This is a genomic window from Kribbella sp. NBC_01505, from assembly GCF_045040285.1.
In the GTDB taxonomy this organism is placed as follows: Bacteria; Actinomycetota; Actinomycetes; order Propionibacteriales; family Kribbellaceae; genus Kribbella.
In genome coordinates this window covers 4,226,822-4,247,507 of the sequence record NZ_CP109425.1, presented here as the reverse complement: position 1 = coordinate 4,247,507, position 20,686 = coordinate 4,226,822, and the positions used below count along the sequence as shown (strand labels likewise).

Here is a 20,686-nt window from a genome sequence, read left to right as displayed (position 1 = left end):
GATCTCGGAGAAGCCGGTGGGCGGGGTGGGAGTGGCGTGGTGCTGGTGATGGTGCCGCCTCAGGATGCGGAGAACGCTGACTGGCCGGGCCGGTTGGAGGCTGCACTGCCGGGGGTGCGGGTCTTGCGGCCGGAGGGGGATGCGGGTGAGGTGATTGCTCAGGCAGATGCGGCGTACGGCGTACTGCCCGAGGAGCTGCTCGCACACGCGGCTCGGCTTCGGTGGTTGCAGGCGCCGCAGGCAGGGCCGGCGCCGGAGTTCTACTACCCGGCGCTGGTTGAGCATCCCGTGACTGTGACGAACATGCGGGACACGTACACCGATCACGTGGCTGCGCACACGTTGGCGTTGGTGCTGGCCATGGCTCGCGGATTGCCGCGATACCTCGAGGATCAGCAGACCGCTCAGTGGGCGCCCGACTGGGATCCGGGCTCGGTGTTGCCGCTTGGCGAGGCGTCCGCGCTGATCATCGGGGCCGGTGCGGTGGGGGCTGAGGTCGGCCGGTTGCTCGCTGAGTTCGGTACGACGGTTGTCGGCGTCGACGCCCGAATCACCCAGGCACCAAAGGGATTCAAGGCCGTCCACCCAGTCGAGGCGCTCGAGCAACTGCTCCCGGAAGCGGACATCGTCGTACTGACCGTGCCGCACACCCCCGCGACCGAGGGCCTGGTCGATGCCGCGCTCCTGCAGCACTTCAAACCGACAGCGCTGTTCGTGAACGTCGGTCGCGGGCCGACCGTCCGGCTCGACGACCTCACCGAAGCGCTCGAACAGGGACGGCTCAAAGGAGCCGCCCTCGACGTCTTCGAGACCGAGCCACTGCCACCGAACCACCCGCTGTGGGCACGGCCCGACGTACTGATCACGCCGCATGTGGCCGGTGCCGGTCCCCACGCGGCCGAACGACGATTCGCCGTACTGCTGGAGAACACCCGTCGGTTCCTCGCTGGGGACCCGTTGATCAACCAGGTCGACAAAGCCCAGCGGTTCTGATTGTCCTACCGCCCCGAAGGAGAACAGCATGTTCGTCCGAGCACTCGTCGCCGCCGCGCTGCTCAGCGCGACCGCAGCCGCAACACCCCTCGCAGTTGCCGCTCCCACCGCCTGTTCCACGCCTGCCGACGTGCTGAATCTGGCCAACTGGAAGGTGCAACTGCCCGTCGACAACCCGAACCAGTCCGGCACCCAGGTGCTCGAGGTCGGCCAACCGTCGCTCGATTCCTACGAACTGAGCCCGTGGTTCATCGACCAGCCGAACTGCAACGGCGTCCGCTTCCGCAACGCGGTGAACGGCGTCACCACCCCGAACACCACCTACGCCCGCTCGGAACTCCGCGAGATGCGCGGTACGGCGGCCGCGTCGTGGTCCTCGACCTCCGGCGTCCACACGATGATCATCGACCAGGCGATCACGCACCGCCCGAACACCAAGCCGCAGGTCGTCGCCGGCCAGATCCACAACGGCAACGACATGTCCACGTTCCGCCTGGACGGCACCAGCCTGTACGTCACGAACGAGAACGACACGCACTACAAGCTTGTCGACGGCAACTACACGCTGGGCAAGCGGTTCCAGGCCAAGTTCGTGGTCAGCAACGGCTCGATCAAGGCCTACTACAACAACGTGCTACAGGCAACGATCCTGAAGTCGTTCACCGGCGGCTACTTCAAGGCCGGCGTCTACACCCAGGCGAACTGCACGAACTCCTCGCCCTGCGACACCAGCAACTACGGCGAGAACGTCATCTACAGCGTCACCGTAACCCACAGCTGACGTTCACTGGGCCTCGATCCCTTCACGACAGGTTGGTCGAGGCCCAGCCGGCGATGTCGTCGCGACGGATCGCGGCCGCCATCAGGTCCGGAAAACGGTCGGGTGTGCAAGCAAAAGTCGGTACGCCGAGCTCCACGAGCGCGGCCGCGTTCTCCGCGTCGTACGAGGGTGTGCCGGAGTCGGCCAGTGCCAGCAGCGCGATCACCTGCACACCCGCTTCCACCAAACCACGGGCACGCCGCAACAATTCCTCGCGCACCCCACCCTCATAAAGGTCGGAGATCAGCACGAGAACAGTCTCGGAGGGTTTGGTGACCAACTGCTCGCAGTAGGCGAGCGCCCGGTTGATATCCGTCCCGCCCCCGAGCTGCGTCCCGAACAGTACGTCGACCGGATCGTCCAGCTGGTCGGTGAGATCGACGACCGCGGTGTCGAACACGACCAGGCTCGTCTTCAACGTCCGGATCGACCCGAGCACCGCCCCGAACAGCGCGGCGTACACGACCGACTCCGCCATCGAACCTGACTGATCGATCGCCAGTACAACGTCCCGCTGCACACTGTGATTGCGTCGCGCATAGCCGATCAGGCGGTCCGGGACGATCGTGCCGAGCGCCGGTGAGAAGTGCTTGAGGTTGGCCCGGATCGTGCGGTCCCAGTCGATATCGGAGTGCCGCGGCCGACCGGTCCGCCCGGCGCGATCAAGCGCACCGGTGACGGCCGCCTTGGTGCGCTCGGCCAACCGCGCCTCCAGCTCGGCGACCACCCGGCCGACCACCTCGCGCGCGGTCTGCTTCGTCTCCTCCGGCATCACCTCGTTGAGCGCCATCAGCGTGCTGACCAGATGCACGTCCGGTTCAACGGCGTTCAGCAGCTCCGGCTCCATCAGCATCCGGGTGATCCCGAGCCGATCGACCGCGTCGCGCTGCATCACCTGTACGACGGTGCTCGGAAAGTACTGCCGAATGTCACCCAGCCACCGCGCGACCCGCGGCGCCGACGACCCGAGCCCGGCGGCCCGTTGACCACCATGCTCGCCGGGCGACGCGTCGTACAGGGCGGCGAGGGCCTTGTCGATGGACTGGTCGGCGCTGGACAGCGTCGTACCGGCCTCGAGGTCGGCTTCGCTGCCCAGGACGAGTCGCCAGCGGCGTAGTCGCTCGTTCATCAGACCCCCAACAGCTGCGCGACCACCGGCAGCACGGAGGCGGCCAGCTCGGCGTCAAGATCGTTGTCATCAGCAACCACGACACTGCCGGGATCGGCCAGCACCTTGGCCCGGGCGCCGATCGTCCGGCGCTCGGGCGCGGCGAACGTGCCGAAGGTACGCCGCAGCAACGGCAGCACCTCGACGAACGCGTCATCCGGGATCCCACCCAGCCACGCGTCGACCAACGCCAGCAACCGCTCATCGTGCACGAGCAGCAGGCCACCACCCGCGAGGAAGCCCTCGACGAACCCGGCCGCATCGGCGGTCGGCGTACCGGGCGAGAGCGCACGACCCAGCCGGAGGGCGATCTCGGCGTCCGGGATTCTCGACGTATCGAGCATCAACCGCGTCAACCGCCCGCGGATCAACGGCGGCACGGACGGCCGATCACTCAACCCCTGCAGGGTTTCCAGCCACTCGTCCCGCACCTCTTCGGTCAGCAGCGCAGTCGCATCCTGCACCCCGTCGATCAATTCCTGTACGGCGGTCGCCGCGTCCGGATCGAGTCCGTGGACGGTGCGTCCGAGGCCGGCGCAGATCCGGGACACCATCCGACCGGCGACCGAGGCCAGGCCGGCGGTGTCGGTACCGCGGACGTCGCCGTACCGGGAGGATCGGGCCAGCGCGGGAAGCGCCGCCATCAGATGACCGACATCGGCATCGGCCGCAGCTCGGGTATCGACGCCTTGCAAGAGTGCCGGGAGGGCGTCTTCGAGTGCCGCCAGCAACGACTTCTCCAGCGCCGCGGTGACGTCAGCCAGCGTGTTCGCATCGTCGGCGGCCGCGAGCATGACGGTGGTCGCCGCGCCGACGACCGTCGTACCGTGGGCGCCGGCGGCAACGAGTTCGACCTCGAGGCCGGGATCCCAGGTCAGCTTCCACATCTCGCGGAAGGTGCCTTGTGCGCGCCGCTCGTCGGTCGCCGGGACGCCCCAATGAACGCCGAGAATCCGCAGGCGATGCAGGAGCCGCGACTTCTGCAGGTCGTTCGCCTTGCGGAGGTCGAGCTCGATCACCCGCTCGGTCGCATCCCTGCGCAGTCTGAGCCGCCGCGCTTGAGCCGCAAGATCGGCGGCCACCGGTGCTTGCGGTGTCTCGCCCGGCACCGATCCGAGCAGCTCCCCGACGACCGCTTCCCGGGTGACGAGGTTGAGGAGAACATCGTTCCCATTGCAGAGCACTGCTCTCGTTGCTTCGGTCACCTCGCTCAAACCAGCCAACGGACGCTCGCGCAACGCGGCCAACGTATCGGCGAGCCGGACCGCCTCGATCACGTGCGCACTCGACACCGGCAGGTCCTCGGCACGCAGGACCTGAGCGACCTTGGTCAGCCAGCGCGTGGTGATCTGATCCGGCGCGGTGAACAGGTGGTGGTACCAACCAGGGGAGGTGATACCGGCGCCGTACCCACTGGCCGCCGCGAGCCGACCGTGCGTCCACGGCACCCAGGTGCAGGCAACCTTCCGCTTCGGCAGACCCTTCAGGATGCGCGCGTCATGTGTTGCCGGAGGCAATGGCGCTTCCAACGCGGGCACATGCCACGCACCGCAGACCACGGCGATCCGTTCGAAACCCTCGCGGATCGCCTTCCGCAGTACGGTCCGCATGAAGGCCTCACGTTGCGCCTCCCGGCCACTCGCTTCTTCATCGTGACGCAGCTCGCGCATCGCGTCGGCGATCACGGTGAACGGCTCGGCACCATCCCGCCGCGACTCGATCACGTCGTCCCACCAGCGCTCGGGATCGTCGTACCCACCCGCGTTCGCGAGCGTCGCCAGGGGATCCATCGACACCCCGCGCCGACCCTCGCGACCGGACGAGGCGAACTGATGCGCGGCCGGCAGATCGCAGAACCGCACCGGCACCTCGGCCGCCAGCGCATACTTGATCGCCTGCCACTCCGGACTGAACACCGCAAACGGCCAGAACGCCGCCCGCGTCGAATCGTCCACCGCATAAGCTAGCAACGCGACCGGCGGCTCCATCTCCTCGGACGCCGCCAGCTCGACCACCTTGTCGGCCTCCGGCGGCCCTTCAATCAGTACGACGTCCGGCCGCAACTCGTTCAGCGCAGCCGCGACCGCCCGCGCCGACCCCGGCCCGTGGTGCCGAATCCCCAACAGGTGAACGGTCATCCGGAGATCTCTCGGGCCGCCCGGTAGAACGGCGCCCAGTCGTCCCGCTCACGAACCACGGTCTCCAGGTACTCCGACCAGACGACCCGATCGGCCGACGGATCCTTGACCACGGCGCCGAGGATGCCGCCGGCAACATCGGTCGGCCGCAGCACGCCGTCCCCGAAGTGCGCGGCGAGCGCGAGACCACCGGTGACCACGCTGATCGCCTCCGCGGTCGACAACGTGCCGGACGGCGACTTGACCGCCGTACGGCCGTCCTCAGTGCGTCCCGACCGCAGTTCGCGGAAGATCGTCACCACGCGACGGATCTCGTCGAGCGCGTCATCGGCCTGCGGCAGCTCGAGCGCCGCCCCGAGCTGCGCGACCCGGCGGGAGACGATCTCGACCTCGTCCTCCGCGTTGTCCGGCAGCGGCAGCACGACGGTGTTGAACCGGCGGCGCAGTGCGCTGGACAGCTCGTTGATGCCCTTGTCCCGATCGTTGGACGTCGCGATGACGTTGAATCCCTTACGGGCTTGGACTTCCGTCGCCAGCTCGGGGATCGGCAATGTCTTCTCGGACAGGATCGTGATCAGCGCATCCTGCACATCGGACGGCATCCGGGTCAGCTCTTCGATGCGCGCGATCTTCGCGTCGGCCATCGCCCGCTGCACCGGACTCGGTACCAACGCCGCCTCACTGGGGCCCTGGGCAATCAACTGCGCGTAGTTCCACCCATACCGAATCGCCTCTTCAGCCGTCCCCGCGGTCCCTTGCACCAGCAAGGTCGAGTCCCCGCTGATCGCCGCCGCGAGATGCTCGCTCACCCACGTCTTCGCCGTACCAGGCACTCCGAGCAGCAACAGCGCGCGGTCAGTCGCCAACGTCGCCACGGCAACCTCGATCAGCCGCCGCGGTCCGACGTACTTGGGCGTGATCTCGATATCTCCCGCCCGACCGCCCAGCAGATAGGTGACCACCGCCGCAGGCGACAACAACCACGCCGGCGGCCGTGCGCGATCGTCCGCCGCCGCCAACGCGGCCAGCTCCCCGGCGTACTCGGTCTCGGCATGCGGCCGCAGTACTTCGGTCATGTCAACTCCTCATAGAGCTCGCGGCGGAAGGTCAGGGTTTCGACGAGTCGGCGGCGCCAGGTGTCTTCTTCGCCGGTCGGTTCGCGGGTGATCGGGTGATCCAGTACGTCGGGAGGGGCGGCGCGGGCAGTGACGCTGGCCAGGCGGGCCCAGTCGCGGGCGGTGCCGACCTTGGCCAACTGGTCGAGCAGCATGGTGGCGAGGGAGGTCGGCCACGGGACGGGCAGGCCGCCGACGAGCTCGGTGATGTCGACGGTTTTGCGGAGGGCCTCGACGGCTCGGGCCCACTCGTCGGCGGGGAGGAGCCTCAGGAGCTCGGCCGGGCTGCGGGTGCCGGTGTTCGCGTTGGTGCGCAGCAGTTCGCGGGCCCAGTCGGCGGATCGCTCGCGGATAGCCGCTTCGGTCCAGCCGGCCTGCAGTACTTCGGGAGCGCAGCCCTCGACTGGGAGTTGCAGCCAGGCGAGGTCCATCGCGGTGAGCGGGGTGGCGGCGACGATTTGGCGGAACCAGTTGGCGCGCTTGCCGATTCCTTCGGTGAGCTGGGAGTCGAGGCCGTCGCGTTCCATGGACGCGTTGAGCTGTCGGGGGAGGTCTACTGCGATTACGCCTTGGCTGACCAGGAGATGCGAGTTGAGCCGCTCGATCATGCGTTGGCCGAGGCGGCTGCCCGGTAGTCGGGTGAGCAGGGTCGCCGCGACTCGCCGTACCTCTCGGGACCGATCGTCGAGTGCTGCTTCGAGGAACTCCTCGTCGGCTGCAGACAGCCCTTCGGTCAGCAGGCCAAGGAAGTCGGTCCGGGTCGCGGCGGATTCGGTCGGCCAGACCTCGCGGAGGGCCTCGAGTGCTGCGGCCGGATCGGTACGGCGCTGGTCGCGGAGCCAGCTGCGGCGCTGGATGGGGTCGCCGTGGGTCCAGAGTTCGGGGTTGTTGCTGTCGGCACTGGCCGCATGGAGGAATCGCCAGTCTGGGTTGAGTTCTGCCAGCCAATGCGCACGTCGTCCAGCAGCCGCGATCACGAGCGGTCGGTACTCCGCGCGGTTGCGGGCGTGATCGGCGAGGGCCGGCAGGTACTCCGGGGGGACACCCCAGCCGCGCTCATCCGCGGCTCGCAACCACTCACCGAGAGCCGTTGTCTGGAAGCCGCCGAGCATCGCGGCGAGTCGGCGGATCGCTACGGGACGCGGCAGGGGACGGTCCTCGCCAGGGGCGGTCGGCAACGGTTCGACCTCACGCAGCGGCTTGCGTCCGGCGCGTCGGTAGAGGGTTGCCAACGCGGCCGCGTCCAGCAGACCGCCCTCACCTAGGCGCTCCTGAATCGCTTCCGGCAGCTCCTCGAAGTGTGTCGGCCGCCGCTCGGTCCCGAGCAGCGCTGAACTCACCAACCCGTCCCAGCCCTTCACAGGATCACCGGCCGATCCTCGTGCCAGCAGGTCATCGGGCGGAATCCGGCACGGTTCCATTCGCCGGCGACGGTGATCGGGGCACCAGCCGAGACCGCGAGGAGCTTCCACGGATCCACGCCGGGCAGGAGTTCCAGGGCATCGCCGACGGCATCGACGAGCGCCCAACCTTCGCCGTACCGGGCTGGTCGGACGTCTTGGAGGACAAGCGGCCAGCGTTCGTTCCAAGGGTCGGCGGCGACGGATTCGACGTACGACGCGAGGGCTTGGTGGGCGGTGGATCCGGAGGGGCGCGGGGCGGGGAGGCGGGGTGCGGACTGGGTGAGCAGGGCGCGCATCGGCAGGGCTCCCGGATAGAAGGAGAGGACGCCGGGGACGTATTCGCCTGGGCGGGCGGGGAGCGGGTCCAGTTGGCGGCCGCCGGCGGCGAAGTTCAGGATCAGGCCGAGGCGGCCGGTTGTCGCTCCGCGCAACCAAACGCGGCGGACGGTGAGGTGGTCGTCGGGTTCGATGATGCGGCCGAGTACCAGCCAGTCGTCCTCGACCTTCTCACCCTCGGCCAGGACGCGCGCGGTTTCGACCGTCCAACCGATGCGCGATTGCACGGTGTCCGCGAGTGCTGGCGGCAGGTCGGCGAGGCGGGCGTGGGCGGCGACGACCAGGTGGATGAGCGACAACTCCTCGAGCAGCTCCCCCGGCCAGCCGTGACCACGCCCGACGACCGCGGCTGCTCGCCGTACCGCTCCAGCAACACCTGGCGCCTGTGCGTCGACCATGCGAGCGGCCAGCCGGCTCAGCTCGGTGTACGCTCGCTGGTCGAATCCGCCCAGCCCCTGCCGGACCTGATCCTCGAGCCAGCTCGACAGCTCCGCCATCCCCGCGGACACCCGATCAGCCCGGCGCGACGCCCGCTCCTGCGCGGCCAGTGGATCGGAGACCTCACCCGGCTTCCGCTCCGGCCGCTCGGCTCGCGTCGCACGTTGGCCGACCCACGCATCGACCCACTCCGGCTCGTCAGCCGGCTGGATCTCACCGCCGGCCCACAACAACAGCAGCCCGATCGCGTGCTTGCACGGAAACTTCCGGCTCGGACAAGAACACTTGTACGCCGGACCGCTCAGATCGACCGCGGTCTGGTACGGCTGCTTGCCACTCCCCTGGCACAACCCCCACACCGCGCGCTCCGAGCTCCCCGTCCCCGACCACTTCGCGCCCCGAGCCAACCCCTGCCCAGCCTTCGCAGACGCAGGATCAGAAGCAAGCGCAAGCACCCGCTCCGCATCCCACGTCTCCACCCCGAAAGCATCCCACCCACCCCCGACACCCCGAAGCTCAAACCCCATTTGGTGGTCGACGGCAAGCTCGTGGGTTCCCCCATCAGATGGGAGGTTGGTCAGCCGAAGGGTTGGCGGTGTTCTACGTCTGGGTGGGTGGGGGTGGCGTGGTCGGGGTAGCCGTTGCCGGTGTGGTGGGACGGGGGCAGGACGGCGTGCGGTGCTGGGATGGACGGCGCCGGTACGGCGGGCGCCGGGGCGTCCGCGTAGTTCGGAGTGCCGTTGGAGTGCGGTGGGGCGGCGGGCTCGCCGTTGGGGTGTGGCGGGGTGGCGGGGTCGGTTGAGCTTGCTGGGGGTGCGGGGGGTGGGGTGGGGGTGTTGGAGAGGCCGTCGCGGATCTTGCTGAGGAGGCGGGTTTCTACTGCTTCCAGTTCGGCGATGCGGGTGCGGATCTCTTGTTCTTCGGCGCGGGCTTCGGCGAGGAGCTGGTCGGCCTCGGACTTGGCGGTTTCGCGGAGGTGGTCGGCGGTGCGTTGGCTGGCGCTGAGGACGCTGAGTTCGTAGCGGCGGAGTTCGTCGGAGAGCTCGCCCGCTTGGCGTTGAGCATCGAGGATGGCGGCTGCCGGCTGCGGGATCGCGTCGGGGAGGGTGTCCTCGAGGGCGGCGATCTGCTGGTCGACGCGGGTGAAGAGGTCGGCCACGTCGGTACGCATCTGGCGGATCGTGGTCGCGGCGGCCTGGACGTGCTCGTTGGCCTCGCGTTCACGTTCACGCGCGATGCGTTCCGCCGAGGTGATCACATCAAGCGCAACCACCGCCGCACGTTCCGCCGGATCATCAACCGAATGCCCCACCACAACCAGCACGCCGTCCTCTCCCGGCTCGGCACCGTCGGCTCCTGACCCTTCAACACCTGCAACGACACCCGGCCCAGCGCCATTCACCCCGGCCGCGCTCCCCGCACCTGTCCCATCGGCTGTGGGGACTACTCCGGATCCGGCGGCTCCGGAGGCTGCTGCGGCGGATAGGTCGGTGGGGTCTTCGTCCGTCATGGCTACGGTTTGGCGGAGGGGGACTTCGCGGATGAAGAGGACGGCTAGGAGGCTGACTGCTGCGGCTGCGGCGGCGATGACGAAGATGTGGCCGGTGGCGTCGCCGTAGGCGTGGCGGACGATCTCGGCAACCGGGGCCGGGAGCGCGTTGACGTCCAGGACCGAGCCGCCGGATCCCCCCGGTGCGGCGCCGGCTGCTTCGGGGCCGAGGGCGCGGAGGTTGCGGGTGATCAGGTCGGTGACGCGGGTCGCGAGGACTGCGCCGAGGACGGAGACACCGACCGCACCACCGAGGCTGCGGAAGAACGTGACGGTCGCGCTCGATGCGCCGACCTGGCTGACGTCGACGGTGTTCTGTACGGCGAGCACCAGGTTCTGCATCATCATGCCCATGCCGATGCCCATCGCGAGCATCCCGACCCCGACGTACCAATAGGCGCTCTCGTGGTCGATCGTCCCGAGCACGCCGAGGCCGGCGGTGAGGAACAGTCCGCCGAGCACCAGGTACCGCTTCCATTTGCCGTACCGCGTGATCAGCTGCCCCGACCCGACCGATCCGAAGAACGAACCGAGCATCATCGGGATGGTCAGCAGCCCGGCCTCGGTCGGGCTGTAGCCGCGCGCGACCTGGAAGTACTGCCCCAGGAACACCGCGCTGCCGAACATCGCGATCCCCACGGCCAGGCTGGCCAGGATCGCGAGTGCGGTCGTCCGTTCGCGGACCACGGAGACCGGGACGAGCGGGTCACGCGCGTGGGTCTCGACGACGACGGCCAGGATCGCGAGCAACGCCGTACCGCCGAGGTAGGCGCCGGTCTCCCACGACCACCACGCGAAGTGCTGCCCGGCGAACGAGACCCAGATCAGCGGCAGGCTGGCCGCGCCCGCGATCAGTACGGCGCCGAGGTAGTCGAGCTTGATCTGTCGTTTGATCACCGGCAGGTGCAGGAAGCGTTGCAGGATGATCAGGCTGATGACCGCGAGCGGTACGCAGACGTAGAAGCACCAGCGCCAGCCGAGCCACGAGGTATCGACGATGACGCCACCGACCAGCGGACCGGACACGGTCGCGACCGCCATCACAGCACCCATGTAACCGGAGTACCGGCCGCGGTTGCGTGGTGGGATCGCGGCGCCGATGATCGCCTGCGCCAGCGCCATCAGGCCGCCCATCGCGAGCCCCTGCAGGACGCGGGCACCGATCAGGAACGGCACGTTCTGCGCCGCACCCGCGAGCGCGGAGCCGATCACGAACGTGATGATGGCGAGCTGCACCAGCAGCTTCTTGCTCATCAGGTCGGACAGCTTGCCCCACACCGGAGTCGACACGGTCATCGCCAGCAGGCTCGCGGTGACGACCCACGTGTACTGCGTCTGGGAACCCTCGAGGTCGGCGATGATCGTCGGCAGCGCGTTGCTGACGATCGTCGAGCTGAGCACCGCGGTGAAGAGCGCGGCCAGCAGACCGGCGAGGATCTCCAGGATCTGCCGATGCGTGAGCTCAGGATCGGCAGCCGAAGAAGACGCCGGTACGGCGGCCGCCGGCTCCTCGGAGCTGTACTGGGATCGGTAACGCGTGGGGGCTTCGAGCTGAGCCGTTGCCGAAGCGGTGGCCTCGGTCCGGGTGGCTGACATCGGGTTCCGTTCATCCGCGGGGTCGCTTCGGCCGAGGGCAGTGGATCAGCACTGTCCCTCGAGGCGGAAGCGGCCGGCGTCGTCCTCACCCAGCCAGGTATTTGGTTGCAACTACCAACGATAAGCCCGCCGCGTCAGGAACCCGTCATCGGCTGCCCACCTGCTCTCTTGCTGAGACGCCCCCTGCCCCAGAGAGCGTTTGCCACGTACGATCCGGTGCTTGTTGAGTCAACAACACAAGCCACCCCGGCGGAGCTGTCAGGGCCCGCCGGGGTACCCCTCATCGGCAGCAGTCGGTGTGGGTGAAGGTCTTCCAGTGGGAGGACTCTTCGATGCGGTCGGCCAGGCAGTCGAGTAGGTCGCCGTGGGAGATGGTGAAGTGGATTTCGGGGTGCCGGGTCAGGACGCCGGTGAGGGTCAGGTCGGTGACGGCTCGGGCTATGTCGAAGGGGAACTCGATGAGTTGCCGTGGGCGGTCGAGGGCGACCTGACGCCATTGGGGCGGGGACGTCGGGTGGAGCAGGACGTGGGCGGAGCGTTGGTCGAGGGCTCGCCAGAGTGGTTCCCACGAGGGCTCGCCTGGGTAGAGGCCGGTGACGTTGCTGAGCAGGATGACGCCGTCGGCGTGCAGGACGTCGTACGCGTAGTCGAGTTCGGCGAGGGCGGCGTCGACGTCGGGTAGCGGCAGGCTTGCCAGGAAAGTGCGACCGGGGTGGTCGCGGCAGAGCTCGGCGGCCAGCTCGTTCACGCGGCGGGAGAGGACCTGCGCGCGGAAGTCGTCGCCGAAGTGCACGCCCGGCGACGGGATCGACAGCACCGCATCGTCCGGCAGTTGGTACGTCGGCCAGCCGGGCAGCCCGTCAGGACGGAGATGCCCGGCTCGCTCGGCCGCCGCGACGTACTCCGGCGGCAGGAAGTGCGTGTACACAGTCATGCGACCGGGTGAAGAAGGTCTTCCAGGCCGATGCGGTGCAGGAGCTGGGCGCGGACTCGGTCGGCGACCGCGTTGACCACGATCGCGCCATCGTCCGACGGGTCGTAGCTCGCGCGGAAGGGGCGGGTGCCCTTCTCCATGTCGACCACGGACGCGATCAGCCGCGCGACCTCGCCGACGTCGGACCACTCGGGCTCGATCTCGGCCAGCCGCTGACCGACCTGCTCCATCAGACCGGCGTACTTCGTCTCGTACGCCGCAACCACGTCCGTGTCAGCCGGCGAACCGCTGTGCAGGAAGTGGTTGGTGCCGTGCGTGAAAGCACCCGGTACGACGATCGTCGTCTCGATCCCGAACCGCGCCAGCTCGAGCGCGTAGCTCTGCGCGAGCGCGTCCATCCCGGCCTTCGCCGCGAAATACGGCCCCAAGTACGGCGGGGTGCCGCCGCGCGTGCTCGAACTGCCGACCCAAACGACCAACCCGTCCTGCTGAGCACGCATCACCGGCAGGGCGGCCCGGTTGAGCCGCTGAGTCCCAACGACGTTGGTGTCGTAGAGATCGAGCACCTGCTCCGGAGTGAACGCCTCGGCCGGCCCGGTGACCATGTGACCGGCATTGTGAATCAGTACGTCGATGCGCCCCTGCTCGCCGACCACCGTGTCGACCGCCTGCTGCACCGAGGTCTCCGAGCTGACGTCCAGTTCGACCGGCCGCAACCTCTCGGAGTAAGCGGTAGCCTCGGCCGCCGCGGTCGCGTTCCGGCCGGCGAGGTCACGCATACCGGCGTACACGATGTGGCCGGCGTCGACGAGAGCGCGCGAGGTCAGAGCGCCGAAGCCGCTCGATGCACCACTGATCAGGACGATCATGCTGCCGAACCTCCGTTGGCGTAGATGACCTGGCCGTTGATCCAGCGTGCGGGGCCGGCCAGGAAGGCGATGATCTCGGCGATGTCGGACGGCTGCCCGAGGCGCTCGAGCGGCGGCTCGGCGGCGATCCGGTCGATCAGTTCCTGCGGCTTGCCGTCGAGGAACAGCGGGGTCGCGGTCGGGCCGGGGGCGACGGCGTTCACGGTGACGTCGCGGCCGCGCAGCTCGCGGGCCAGGATCAGCGTGATCGCCTCGACGCCACCCTTGCTCGCGGCGTACGCCGAGTAGCCGGGGCGGGCGAGCCGGGTCAGCGAGCTGGAGATGTTGACGATCGCGCCGCCGTTGCGGACCCGGCGGCTGGCCTGCTGGTTCACCACGAAGGTGCCGCGCAGGTTGGTCCGGATGATGTCGTCGAAGACCTGCAGGTCGAGCTCGGCCAGCGGCGCGAGCGGCATGATGCCGGCCGCGTTGATCACCACGTCGACCCCACCGAACTCCTGCTCGGCGGTGTCGAAGAGCGCGGTCACCGCGTTCTCGTCGGCGACATCGGCCTGGACGGCGATCGCCCGGCCGCCGTCGGCCTCGACCTCCTTGACCGCCAGGTCGGCGCGGTCCTTGTTGCCGGAGTACCCGATCACCACCGCGAAGCCGTCGCGGCCGAGCCGGGCCGCGGCCTCGCGACCGATCCCGCTCGATCCGCCGGTCACGATCGCAACCCTGGTGTTCTCGCTCATCGTCTTGTCCTTCGATCTGGATGCCGTTCTTACTGACATCTCGATCGTGCTCCGGACGATGGATCAAGTCCAACGACTCAAGTCGATGGCAGGTTCAATTCTGTTGATGCATCTGCTCGCCCAGCTCGGTCCCGGGCGGCTGCTTGAGATGCGTGCCGACCAACCCGAGCAGCGCCCGCAACGCCGCGGTCGGCTTCCGCTTCCGCAGGGTCGCCATGTAGAGCGACCACTGGAAGGTCTCGTCGACGATCGGTACGACGCGGATCGCGTCCAGCCCGGCGACGGCGTACTCGGGGAGGATGCCGAGGCCGACGCCCTGGGCCAGGAACTGGACACCGTTCTCGATTCCGAGCGCCTCGACCACGACCTGGCGCTCGATCCCGGCCGCCTCGAAGGTCTGGTCGATCAACGTCCGGGTCCCGAACCCCGGCGGGAAGTCGACGAACTCCTCGTCGGCCAGATCCGCCACCCGCACGGATCGTCGCCGGGCCAGCCGATGCCCGACCGGCACGGCCAGCACCTGCGGCACCTTCAGCAGCTCCCAGGTGGTGAGCTCACGCGGCACACTGCCATGCGGTACGCCGAGGAAGCCGATGTCGATATCGCCGTTACGCAACGCGACCATGATTCCGGCCGAACCTTCGGCGTTCACTCTGAGTTGCAGTTCGACGTTCGGATAGCGGCGTCGGAACTCGGCGGCAGCCGCCGGCAGATCGATCAGACCGAGGCCGGGCAGCAGCCCGACCCGCACCGATCCGCGCAGGCCGGCACCCAGCTCGTCGACGACATCGCGAGCCCCCTGCACGGCATCCATCACCGCGAGCGCCTCGGGCAGCAACGCCGTACCGGCCTCGGTGAGCACCACACGTTGGGCGCTGCGCTCGAAGAGCGTGACCTTCAAGTCCCGTTCAAGTGCCGCGATCGCAGCACTTACTGCGCTCTGGACTACGTGCAGACGACGGGCAGCCAGCGTGAAGCTGCGCTCATGCGCCACTGCTACGAAGTACTCCAGCTGCCGCAGTTCCACTCCGGCAGTGTGTCACTGCGCGGGACGGACCGCCCCGCGGTCCACCCAGACCAGGTGACCGTGGTGGCTGACCAGGACCTCGTCGGCGCGACGGCCGAGCTCGTGACCGGCGACCCAGCGACCGCCGACGCGGATCTGGACCTCACCGGAGGTAGTGGTGGACGAACCTTTGGCCGGGGAAGAGGCGAGAGGCATAGCGACCTGACTTCGTGACAGGGGCGGAGACTGGGGGTGGCAGCGACAAGACTACAACCGCATTGTGACGCGGCGTTAGCGATAACTCGAACTGATCACGAAGCACAACGAAGCTGAAGTACAACCGTTCGGGCCCGAGAAGATGCATAACAGGGTCCGAGTGGGGTAGGAATGAGGTGCAAGGTCCTGACCGTGGTCCAGACATGTGCCGCGCCGTGACTCACGTCGCGAGGTCAGAACATGAACAGCACCACTGTTGCCAGCCCCGCCCGGCATCGTGCCGACCAACGGGACAGCGAAGCCCGCGCTCTACTGAGCGAGCGGGCCGCCAGCATCGACGAAGCGCACCGGCAGGAGCTGCTCGATCAAGCGATCGAGCTGCATCTCGGTGTCGCCCACAGCATCGCGTCGCGGTTCCGCAACCGCGGCGTCGAGGCCGACGATCTCGATCAGGTCGCCTACCTGGGCCTGGTCAAGGCCGCCCGCAATTTCGATCCGTCGACGGACACGCCGTTCCTCGCGTACGCCGTACCGACCATCCGCGGCGAGGTGAAACGGTACTTCCGGGACTGCTCCTGGACGGTCCGGATCCCGCGCCGCCTGCAGGAGCTCCAGGGCTCGATCGCCTCGGTCCGGCCGCAACTGGTCCAGGACCTGCACCGCGAACCGACCCAGGCGGAGCTCGCCGCCGAAATAGGGGCCGAAGTCAACGAGATCGAGGACGCCATCGCGGCTGACGGCTGCTTCTCGGTGCTCTCGCTGGATCGCCCGCTGGACGGCGATTCCGCGGCCCGGCTCGGAGACACGATCGCCGATGACGACATGGCGTTCGAGCAGACCGAGGCGGTCGCCGTGCTGGCTCCGGCTCTGACGATGCTCAAGCCCCGGGAGCGCAGGATTCTGGAGCTGCGTTTCATCGAGGGCCAGACCCAGGCGGACATCGGCGCCGAGATCGGGGTGAGCCAGATGCAGGTCTCGCGTCTGCTCCGCGGCATCCTCGACCGGCTCCGCGACCGTCTCGAACCCCCTGCGGCAGCTGCCGCTTGAGCCACCGGCCGATCTTCGTCGTGCAGCTGCATGACGCGCGGCGTCTGCACTACGACGTTCGGCTGGAGGTGAACGGCGTACTGAAGTCGTGGGCGGTCCCGCGGGGGCCGTCCCTGGATCCGGTGGTGAAGCGGCTCGCCGTCTTCACCACCGATCACGACCTGGAGTATGCGTCGTACGAAAGCGGTTCGGTCATCGTCTGGGACGCCGGCGTCTACACCAATCTGACGCCGGGCAGTGCGGCCGAGGCGATCGATCGCGGTCACATCAAGGTGCAGTTCCACGGCATCAAGCTGACCGGCGCCTGGGCTTTCACCCGCACCAAGCAGGACTGGCTGCTGGTCAAGGTCCGTGACGAGGACGCCGATCCCGACGTGGATCTGACGGTGACCGAGCCACGATCTGTGCTGAGTGGTCTAACCATCGAAGAAGCGGCCGCCTCCCGGTCCTGAGCGTCAAGAGACCTGACCGGTTTTGGCCACCCGCCTTACCTTGACCGGCTACAGAGTGCGACTAAGACTGCCCGCATGCGCAAGTCTGCCGCCCTCCTGTCCGGTGTCCTCCTCGCCGCTCTCTTACCGCTGCCTGCCCAAGCCGCGCCGCCGCCGGTCTGGACGCACAACTCCGCCGACCGGCTCTTTCCGTATGCGACTCGACCGGCGAACGCGCCGACCTCGATCGACCTGTACGCCGCCCGCAACGAGACGGAGGCTGCCCAGATCGCGATCCGGCCGACCGCTTCGACGGACAACGTCTCCGTTGCCGTGAGTAACCTGACCGGTCCCGGTGGCGCGACGCTCTCGGACATCACGGTACGGCGTGAATACCTGCATCCGAAGGTCCTCCAGGCGCCGGACGCGGAGCGCGAGGGCACCGGCACGGCGTACTACGACGCGCTCGTCGAGAACACGCCGCGGACCTTGGCCGCCAACGTCACTCAGCCGTACCACTACAGCGTGCGCGTGCCCGCCGGCGCGACACCCGGCCTCTACACCGGTACGGCGACCGTCCAGAGCAGCGCCGGGAACACCGTCGTACCGGTCCGGGTGACTGTCGCCTCGGCCACGCTCCCGCCGACGAACCAGTCGACGTTCAAGCTGAACAACTGGACGACGTCGGCCGGCTGGGACTACACCGGCACGATCAACGCGATCCCCCTGCAGTACCCGGACGCCGCGATGTTCAGCCCGAACTGGTGGCGGGTGATCGAGTCGATGGCCCGTAACCACGCCAAGCACCGCAACAACGTGGTCTTCGCGGACTTCCAGGCGCTGCTGATCCCGAACACCACCATCGATGCGGCGGGCAACTACACCTTCGGCTGGGAGACCTTCGACCGGTTCATCAAGATCTACCAGGACGCCGGGGCGCTGCAGTGGATCCACACCCCGCACCTGCTGATCTCGAGCAACCCGGGAGCGGGCGTTCCCAACCAGCTGGAGATGCTCAAGCGCGCGAGCAACGGTACGACCCAGATGGTCCCGGTGAACTCGGGTTCGGCGGAGGGCACGGCGTACCTGAACAAGGTTTTCCCCGCACTGAAGCAGCACTTGGACGCCAAGGGGCTGACCGACCTCTTCTACATGAGCGCGAACGACGAGACGACGCGGACCGAGGACACCAACGCGGCCAACTGGATGTACGGGATCTACCGCAAGTACTTCCCCAACCCGAAGCTGAACGAGGCCGAACTGGCCGTCCTGAACCCGACCGCGAGCGTCACCGCGAACACACCGATCCTCGATCTGTACGAGAACAACGTCGGCGTCTTCCAGACCAAGCGGCTGGCCGGCAACGAGCTGTGGATCTACAACTGCATCGGCCCGCGCGGCCCGTACCTGAACCGCTTCCTGATGTCGCACCTGGCCAAGACCCGGCTGACGCCGCTGCTGGCCTGGAAGGCGAACGCGGTCGGCTACCTGCACTGGGGCTGGAACTACTGGTATCCGACGGGCGCCGACACGGACCCGGTCTTCAACACCTTCGACGGCCCGCAGAACGGCGACAACTTCATCGTCCGGCCGAACAAGCCGGCGTACGACCTCTACGACAGCATCCGGAGTGAGGCCCAGCTGGACGGGGTCGAGGACTACGAGTTGTTCACCCAGCTCGCCGCGACGAAGCCCGTGCTCGCTCGCGCGTTGGCGAACTCGCTGTTGATGAACTCCTACACGTTGGACAAGTCGGGGGTCGCAGCGGACGCCGTACACCGGCAGGTGCTCGACGCGTTGGCCTCCGGCGGACCCGACCAGATCTATCCGTACGCCGACGACTTCGGCGCTGGATCGCAGTCCTGGCAGCCCAACGCGGGTGACTGGTCGGTCTCGGGCGGCGCGCTCACCCAGACGAACACCGGCGGCTGGAACTACGTCGCCGGACTGGAGGGACGCGCGTACGGCGACGTGTCGGCGAGCGTCGATCTGCAGATCCGCGGCGTGAACTCCAATGGTGGCAACACGAACTGGGCCGGGCTGGTGGTTCGCAACCTGAACCCGACCGACTTCGAGAGCGGCTATCTCGTGGCCCAGCGCAACAATGGCGAGGTCTTCGTCTTCAAGTCCGGAGCCACTCTCGGCAAGGGGCAGGCTGTTGGTTATGCACCCGGTCAGGTCAACCGGTTGCGCGTGGTTGCACGCGGCAACAAGATCACCGTATACGCCGGAACTGGTAAGGATCCGGTCATCACGGTCACCGACTCGGCCTTCACCGCTGGTGGGGTCGGGCTGGCGAGCGGTGGCGTGAACGTGGCCTTCGACAACGTTCGACTCAACCCGGACGTGAACCCGGCCGAGGGCAGCACCCCGACCGTCTCCTCGTCGTACGACAGTGACGGCTGGCGTGCGATCGCGGCCGTCGACGGACGTCGTACGTCGGATGGCAGCTCGATGGGGTGGACGTCGGGAGCGGCGTCGAGTGCGACCGACCAGCAGACGCTCAAGGTGGATCTCGGTTCGGCGCGATCCCTTGGGCGGGTGGACCTCTACCCGCGGGCGGACGGGGCGAACGTGGGGGTCGGGTTCCCGGTCGACTACGACGTACAGGTGTCGGCGGACGGGGCTTCATGGACAACAGTCGCTGCGCGGACGAACCAGCCGCGGCCGACGGGTGTGCAGTCGGTGGACTTCGCGACGCAGAACGTGCGGTACGTGCAGGTGACCGGGAAGCGGCTGGCTCAGGATCCGTTCGGGACCTACCGGATGCAGCTGGCCGAGGTCGAGGTTGCCGGCGGCAACCTTGCGGCCGGGCGGCCGGTGAGCTCGTCCACTTCCTCGGAGTTCACCAACGAGGGCTGGCTGCGGTCGAACTTGACTGACGGCGCTCGCCAGTCGCGGCTGTGGAACTCGATGGGCTGGACCAGCGAGTCCGTCGCGGCGAACTCATCACAGTGGGTCCGCGTGGACCTGGGCGGGCCGTCGCGGATCGGGAAGGTCGATCTGTACGCGCGGTCCGACGGGTCCAGCACTGGTGCCGGATTCCCGGTCGACTACGTGGTCGAGACCTCGGTGGACGGGGTCAACTTCACTCAGGTTGCTAGTGGAACCGACGTACCGCAGCCTGGGTCCGGGGCGGTGACGCACACGTTTGCGACGACCACAGCTCGGTACGTCCAGGTGCGGGCGACCGAGCTGCGGGCGGACTCCGAAGGCGGCTACCGGATGCAGCTCGCCGAGCTGGAAGTGAGTTAGAAGGTGTCGACGTGGATGACCTCGTCGAGTGACTGCCGCGGGGCGGGCTTGAAGGTGTCACCCGTGTAGAACGCGGTCGGAAGGAGCACGGACTGCCGGATCTCCTCCGGCAGTCCGAGCAGCTCCTGGATCTCCTTCTCGTAGACCATGTGCAGCGTCGTCCACGCCGTACCGAGACCGCGGGCGCGCGCAGCCAGGCAGTAGCTCCAGGCGGCCGGCAGGATCGAGCCCCACGTGCCGGACTGGTTCCCCGCCGGCAGTTTGCTCACCGTCAGGCACGGGATGACCAGTACGGGGACCTGTCCCATCCGCTCCCCCAGGTAGGCGACGCTGTCGCCGACCCGGCGCTGGACGGGCGCACGGTCCGGGTCGTCGGAGTGCAGCTTGCCCGCCGCTCCCGGACCGGCCAGATACTGCTCCACCGCGAGCCGGTAGTACTCACCGATCGCGGCACGCTTCTCCGCGTCGGTGACGACCATCCAGTGCCACGTCTGCCGGTTACTCCCGGACGGCGCCTGCACCGCGACCTCGATGCACTCCTTCACCAGCTCCAAGGGCACCGGCCGCTCAAGATCCAGCCGCTTCCGCACGGTCCTGGTGGTGGTCAGCAACTCGTCAGGCGTCAGCGTCATGCCACC

Annotated in this window: 17 protein-coding genes; 5 read left to right on the top strand and 12 right to left on the bottom strand. The window is 68.1% G+C overall.

Features of this window, described 5'->3' with window-relative positions:
* Nucleotides 1–48 precede the first annotated feature (48 nt).
* Both OG474_RS20175 and OG474_RS20170 read left to right on the top strand, forming a co-directional pair.
* Nucleotides 49–993: a D-2-hydroxyacid dehydrogenase gene (locus OG474_RS20175; protein WP_405063884.1), complete on the top strand. Its 945-nt coding sequence runs from the start codon at nt 49–51 to the stop codon at nt 991–993.
* A gap of 28 nt (nt 994–1,021) precedes the next feature.
* A complete protein-coding gene (locus OG474_RS20170) occupies nt 1,022–1,774 on the top strand; it encodes a polysaccharide lyase family 7 protein (RefSeq protein ID WP_405063883.1) in 753 nt (250 codons plus the stop codon).
* Nucleotides 1,775–1,796: 22 nt separating this feature from the next.
* Here the strand turns inward: OG474_RS20170 and OG474_RS20165 are convergent, their stop codons facing one another.
* From OG474_RS20165 to OG474_RS20115, 11 genes are all read right to left on the bottom strand, one after another.
* Nucleotides 1,797–2,942: a VWA domain-containing protein gene (locus tag OG474_RS20165; RefSeq protein WP_405063882.1), complete on the bottom strand. Its 1,146-nt coding sequence runs from the start codon at nt 2,940–2,942 to the stop codon at nt 1,797–1,799.
* Complete coding sequence (locus tag OG474_RS20160; protein ID WP_405063881.1) at nt 2,942–5,119, bottom strand: DUF5682 family protein; 2,178 nt, start codon at nt 5,117–5,119, stop codon at nt 2,942–2,944. Before OG474_RS20160 ends, OG474_RS20165 begins: the two co-directional genes overlap by 1 nt.
* Nucleotides 5,116–6,195: an AAA family ATPase gene (locus OG474_RS20155; protein WP_405063880.1), complete on the bottom strand. Its 1,080-nt coding sequence runs from the start codon at nt 6,193–6,195 to the stop codon at nt 5,116–5,118. Before OG474_RS20155 ends, OG474_RS20160 begins: the two co-directional genes overlap by 4 nt.
* On the bottom strand, nt 6,192–7,574 hold the full coding sequence (locus OG474_RS20150) for a DUF5691 domain-containing protein (protein ID WP_405063879.1): 1,383 nt from the start codon (nt 7,572–7,574) through the stop codon (nt 6,192–6,194). Before OG474_RS20150 ends, OG474_RS20155 begins: the two co-directional genes overlap by 4 nt.
* A 17-nt stretch (nt 7,575–7,591) precedes the next feature.
* Nucleotides 7,592–8,890: an SWIM zinc finger family protein gene (locus OG474_RS20145; protein WP_405063878.1), complete on the bottom strand. Its 1,299-nt coding sequence runs from the start codon at nt 8,888–8,890 to the stop codon at nt 7,592–7,594.
* Between the two features lie 98 nt (nt 8,891–8,988).
* Nucleotides 8,989–11,556, bottom strand: coding sequence for an MFS transporter (locus OG474_RS20140; RefSeq protein WP_405063877.1), 2,568 nt, complete (start codon nt 11,554–11,556; stop codon nt 8,989–8,991).
* A gap of 280 nt (nt 11,557–11,836) precedes the next feature.
* Nucleotides 11,837–12,490 carry an amidohydrolase family protein gene (locus OG474_RS20135; RefSeq protein ID WP_405063876.1) on the bottom strand — a complete coding sequence of 218 codons (654 nt, stop codon included), beginning with the start codon at nt 12,488–12,490 and terminating at the stop codon, nt 11,837–11,839.
* Complete coding sequence (locus OG474_RS20130; RefSeq protein ID WP_405063875.1) at nt 12,487–13,359, bottom strand: SDR family oxidoreductase; 873 nt, start codon at nt 13,357–13,359, stop codon at nt 12,487–12,489. Before OG474_RS20130 ends, OG474_RS20135 begins: the two co-directional genes overlap by 4 nt.
* A complete protein-coding gene (locus OG474_RS20125; RefSeq protein ID WP_405063874.1) occupies nt 13,356–14,093 on the bottom strand; it encodes an SDR family oxidoreductase in 738 nt (245 codons plus the stop codon). The genes OG474_RS20130 and OG474_RS20125 overlap by 4 nt, the downstream gene beginning before the upstream one ends.
* Nucleotides 14,094–14,187: 94 nt before the next feature.
* Nucleotides 14,188–15,120 (bottom strand): LysR family transcriptional regulator, encoded by a 933-nt coding sequence (locus OG474_RS20120; RefSeq protein ID WP_405063873.1) that lies wholly within the window; start codon nt 15,118–15,120, stop codon nt 14,188–14,190.
* A gap of 12 nt (nt 15,121–15,132) precedes the next feature.
* On the bottom strand, nt 15,133–15,315 hold the full coding sequence (locus OG474_RS20115) for a hypothetical protein (protein ID WP_405063872.1): 183 nt from the start codon (nt 15,313–15,315) through the stop codon (nt 15,133–15,135).
* Nucleotides 15,316–15,555: 240 nt separating this feature from the next.
* On the opposite strand from OG474_RS20115, the gene OG474_RS20110 reads away from it, so the two are divergent.
* The 3 genes from OG474_RS20110 to OG474_RS20100 all read left to right on the top strand — a co-directional run bounded on the left by OG474_RS20110 (nt 15,556) and on the right by OG474_RS20100 (nt 20,048).
* Complete coding sequence (locus tag OG474_RS20110; RefSeq protein WP_405063871.1) at nt 15,556–16,362, top strand: SigB/SigF/SigG family RNA polymerase sigma factor; 807 nt, start codon at nt 15,556–15,558, stop codon at nt 16,360–16,362.
* A complete protein-coding gene (locus OG474_RS20105) occupies nt 16,359–16,814 on the top strand; it encodes a DNA polymerase ligase N-terminal domain-containing protein (RefSeq protein ID WP_405063870.1) in 456 nt (151 codons plus the stop codon). Before OG474_RS20110 ends, OG474_RS20105 begins: the two co-directional genes overlap by 4 nt.
* 75 nt (nt 16,815–16,889) lie before the next feature.
* A complete protein-coding gene (locus OG474_RS20100) occupies nt 16,890–20,048 on the top strand; it encodes a glycoside hydrolase domain-containing protein (protein WP_405063869.1) in 3,159 nt (1,052 codons plus the stop codon).
* On the opposite strand, the gene OG474_RS20095 is transcribed toward OG474_RS20100, so the two are convergent.
* Nucleotides 20,045–20,680, bottom strand: coding sequence for a nitroreductase family protein (locus OG474_RS20095; protein WP_405063868.1), 636 nt, complete (start codon nt 20,678–20,680; stop codon nt 20,045–20,047). The genes OG474_RS20100 and OG474_RS20095 overlap by 4 nt on opposite strands.
* Between the last annotated feature and the right edge of the window lie 6 nt (nt 20,681–20,686).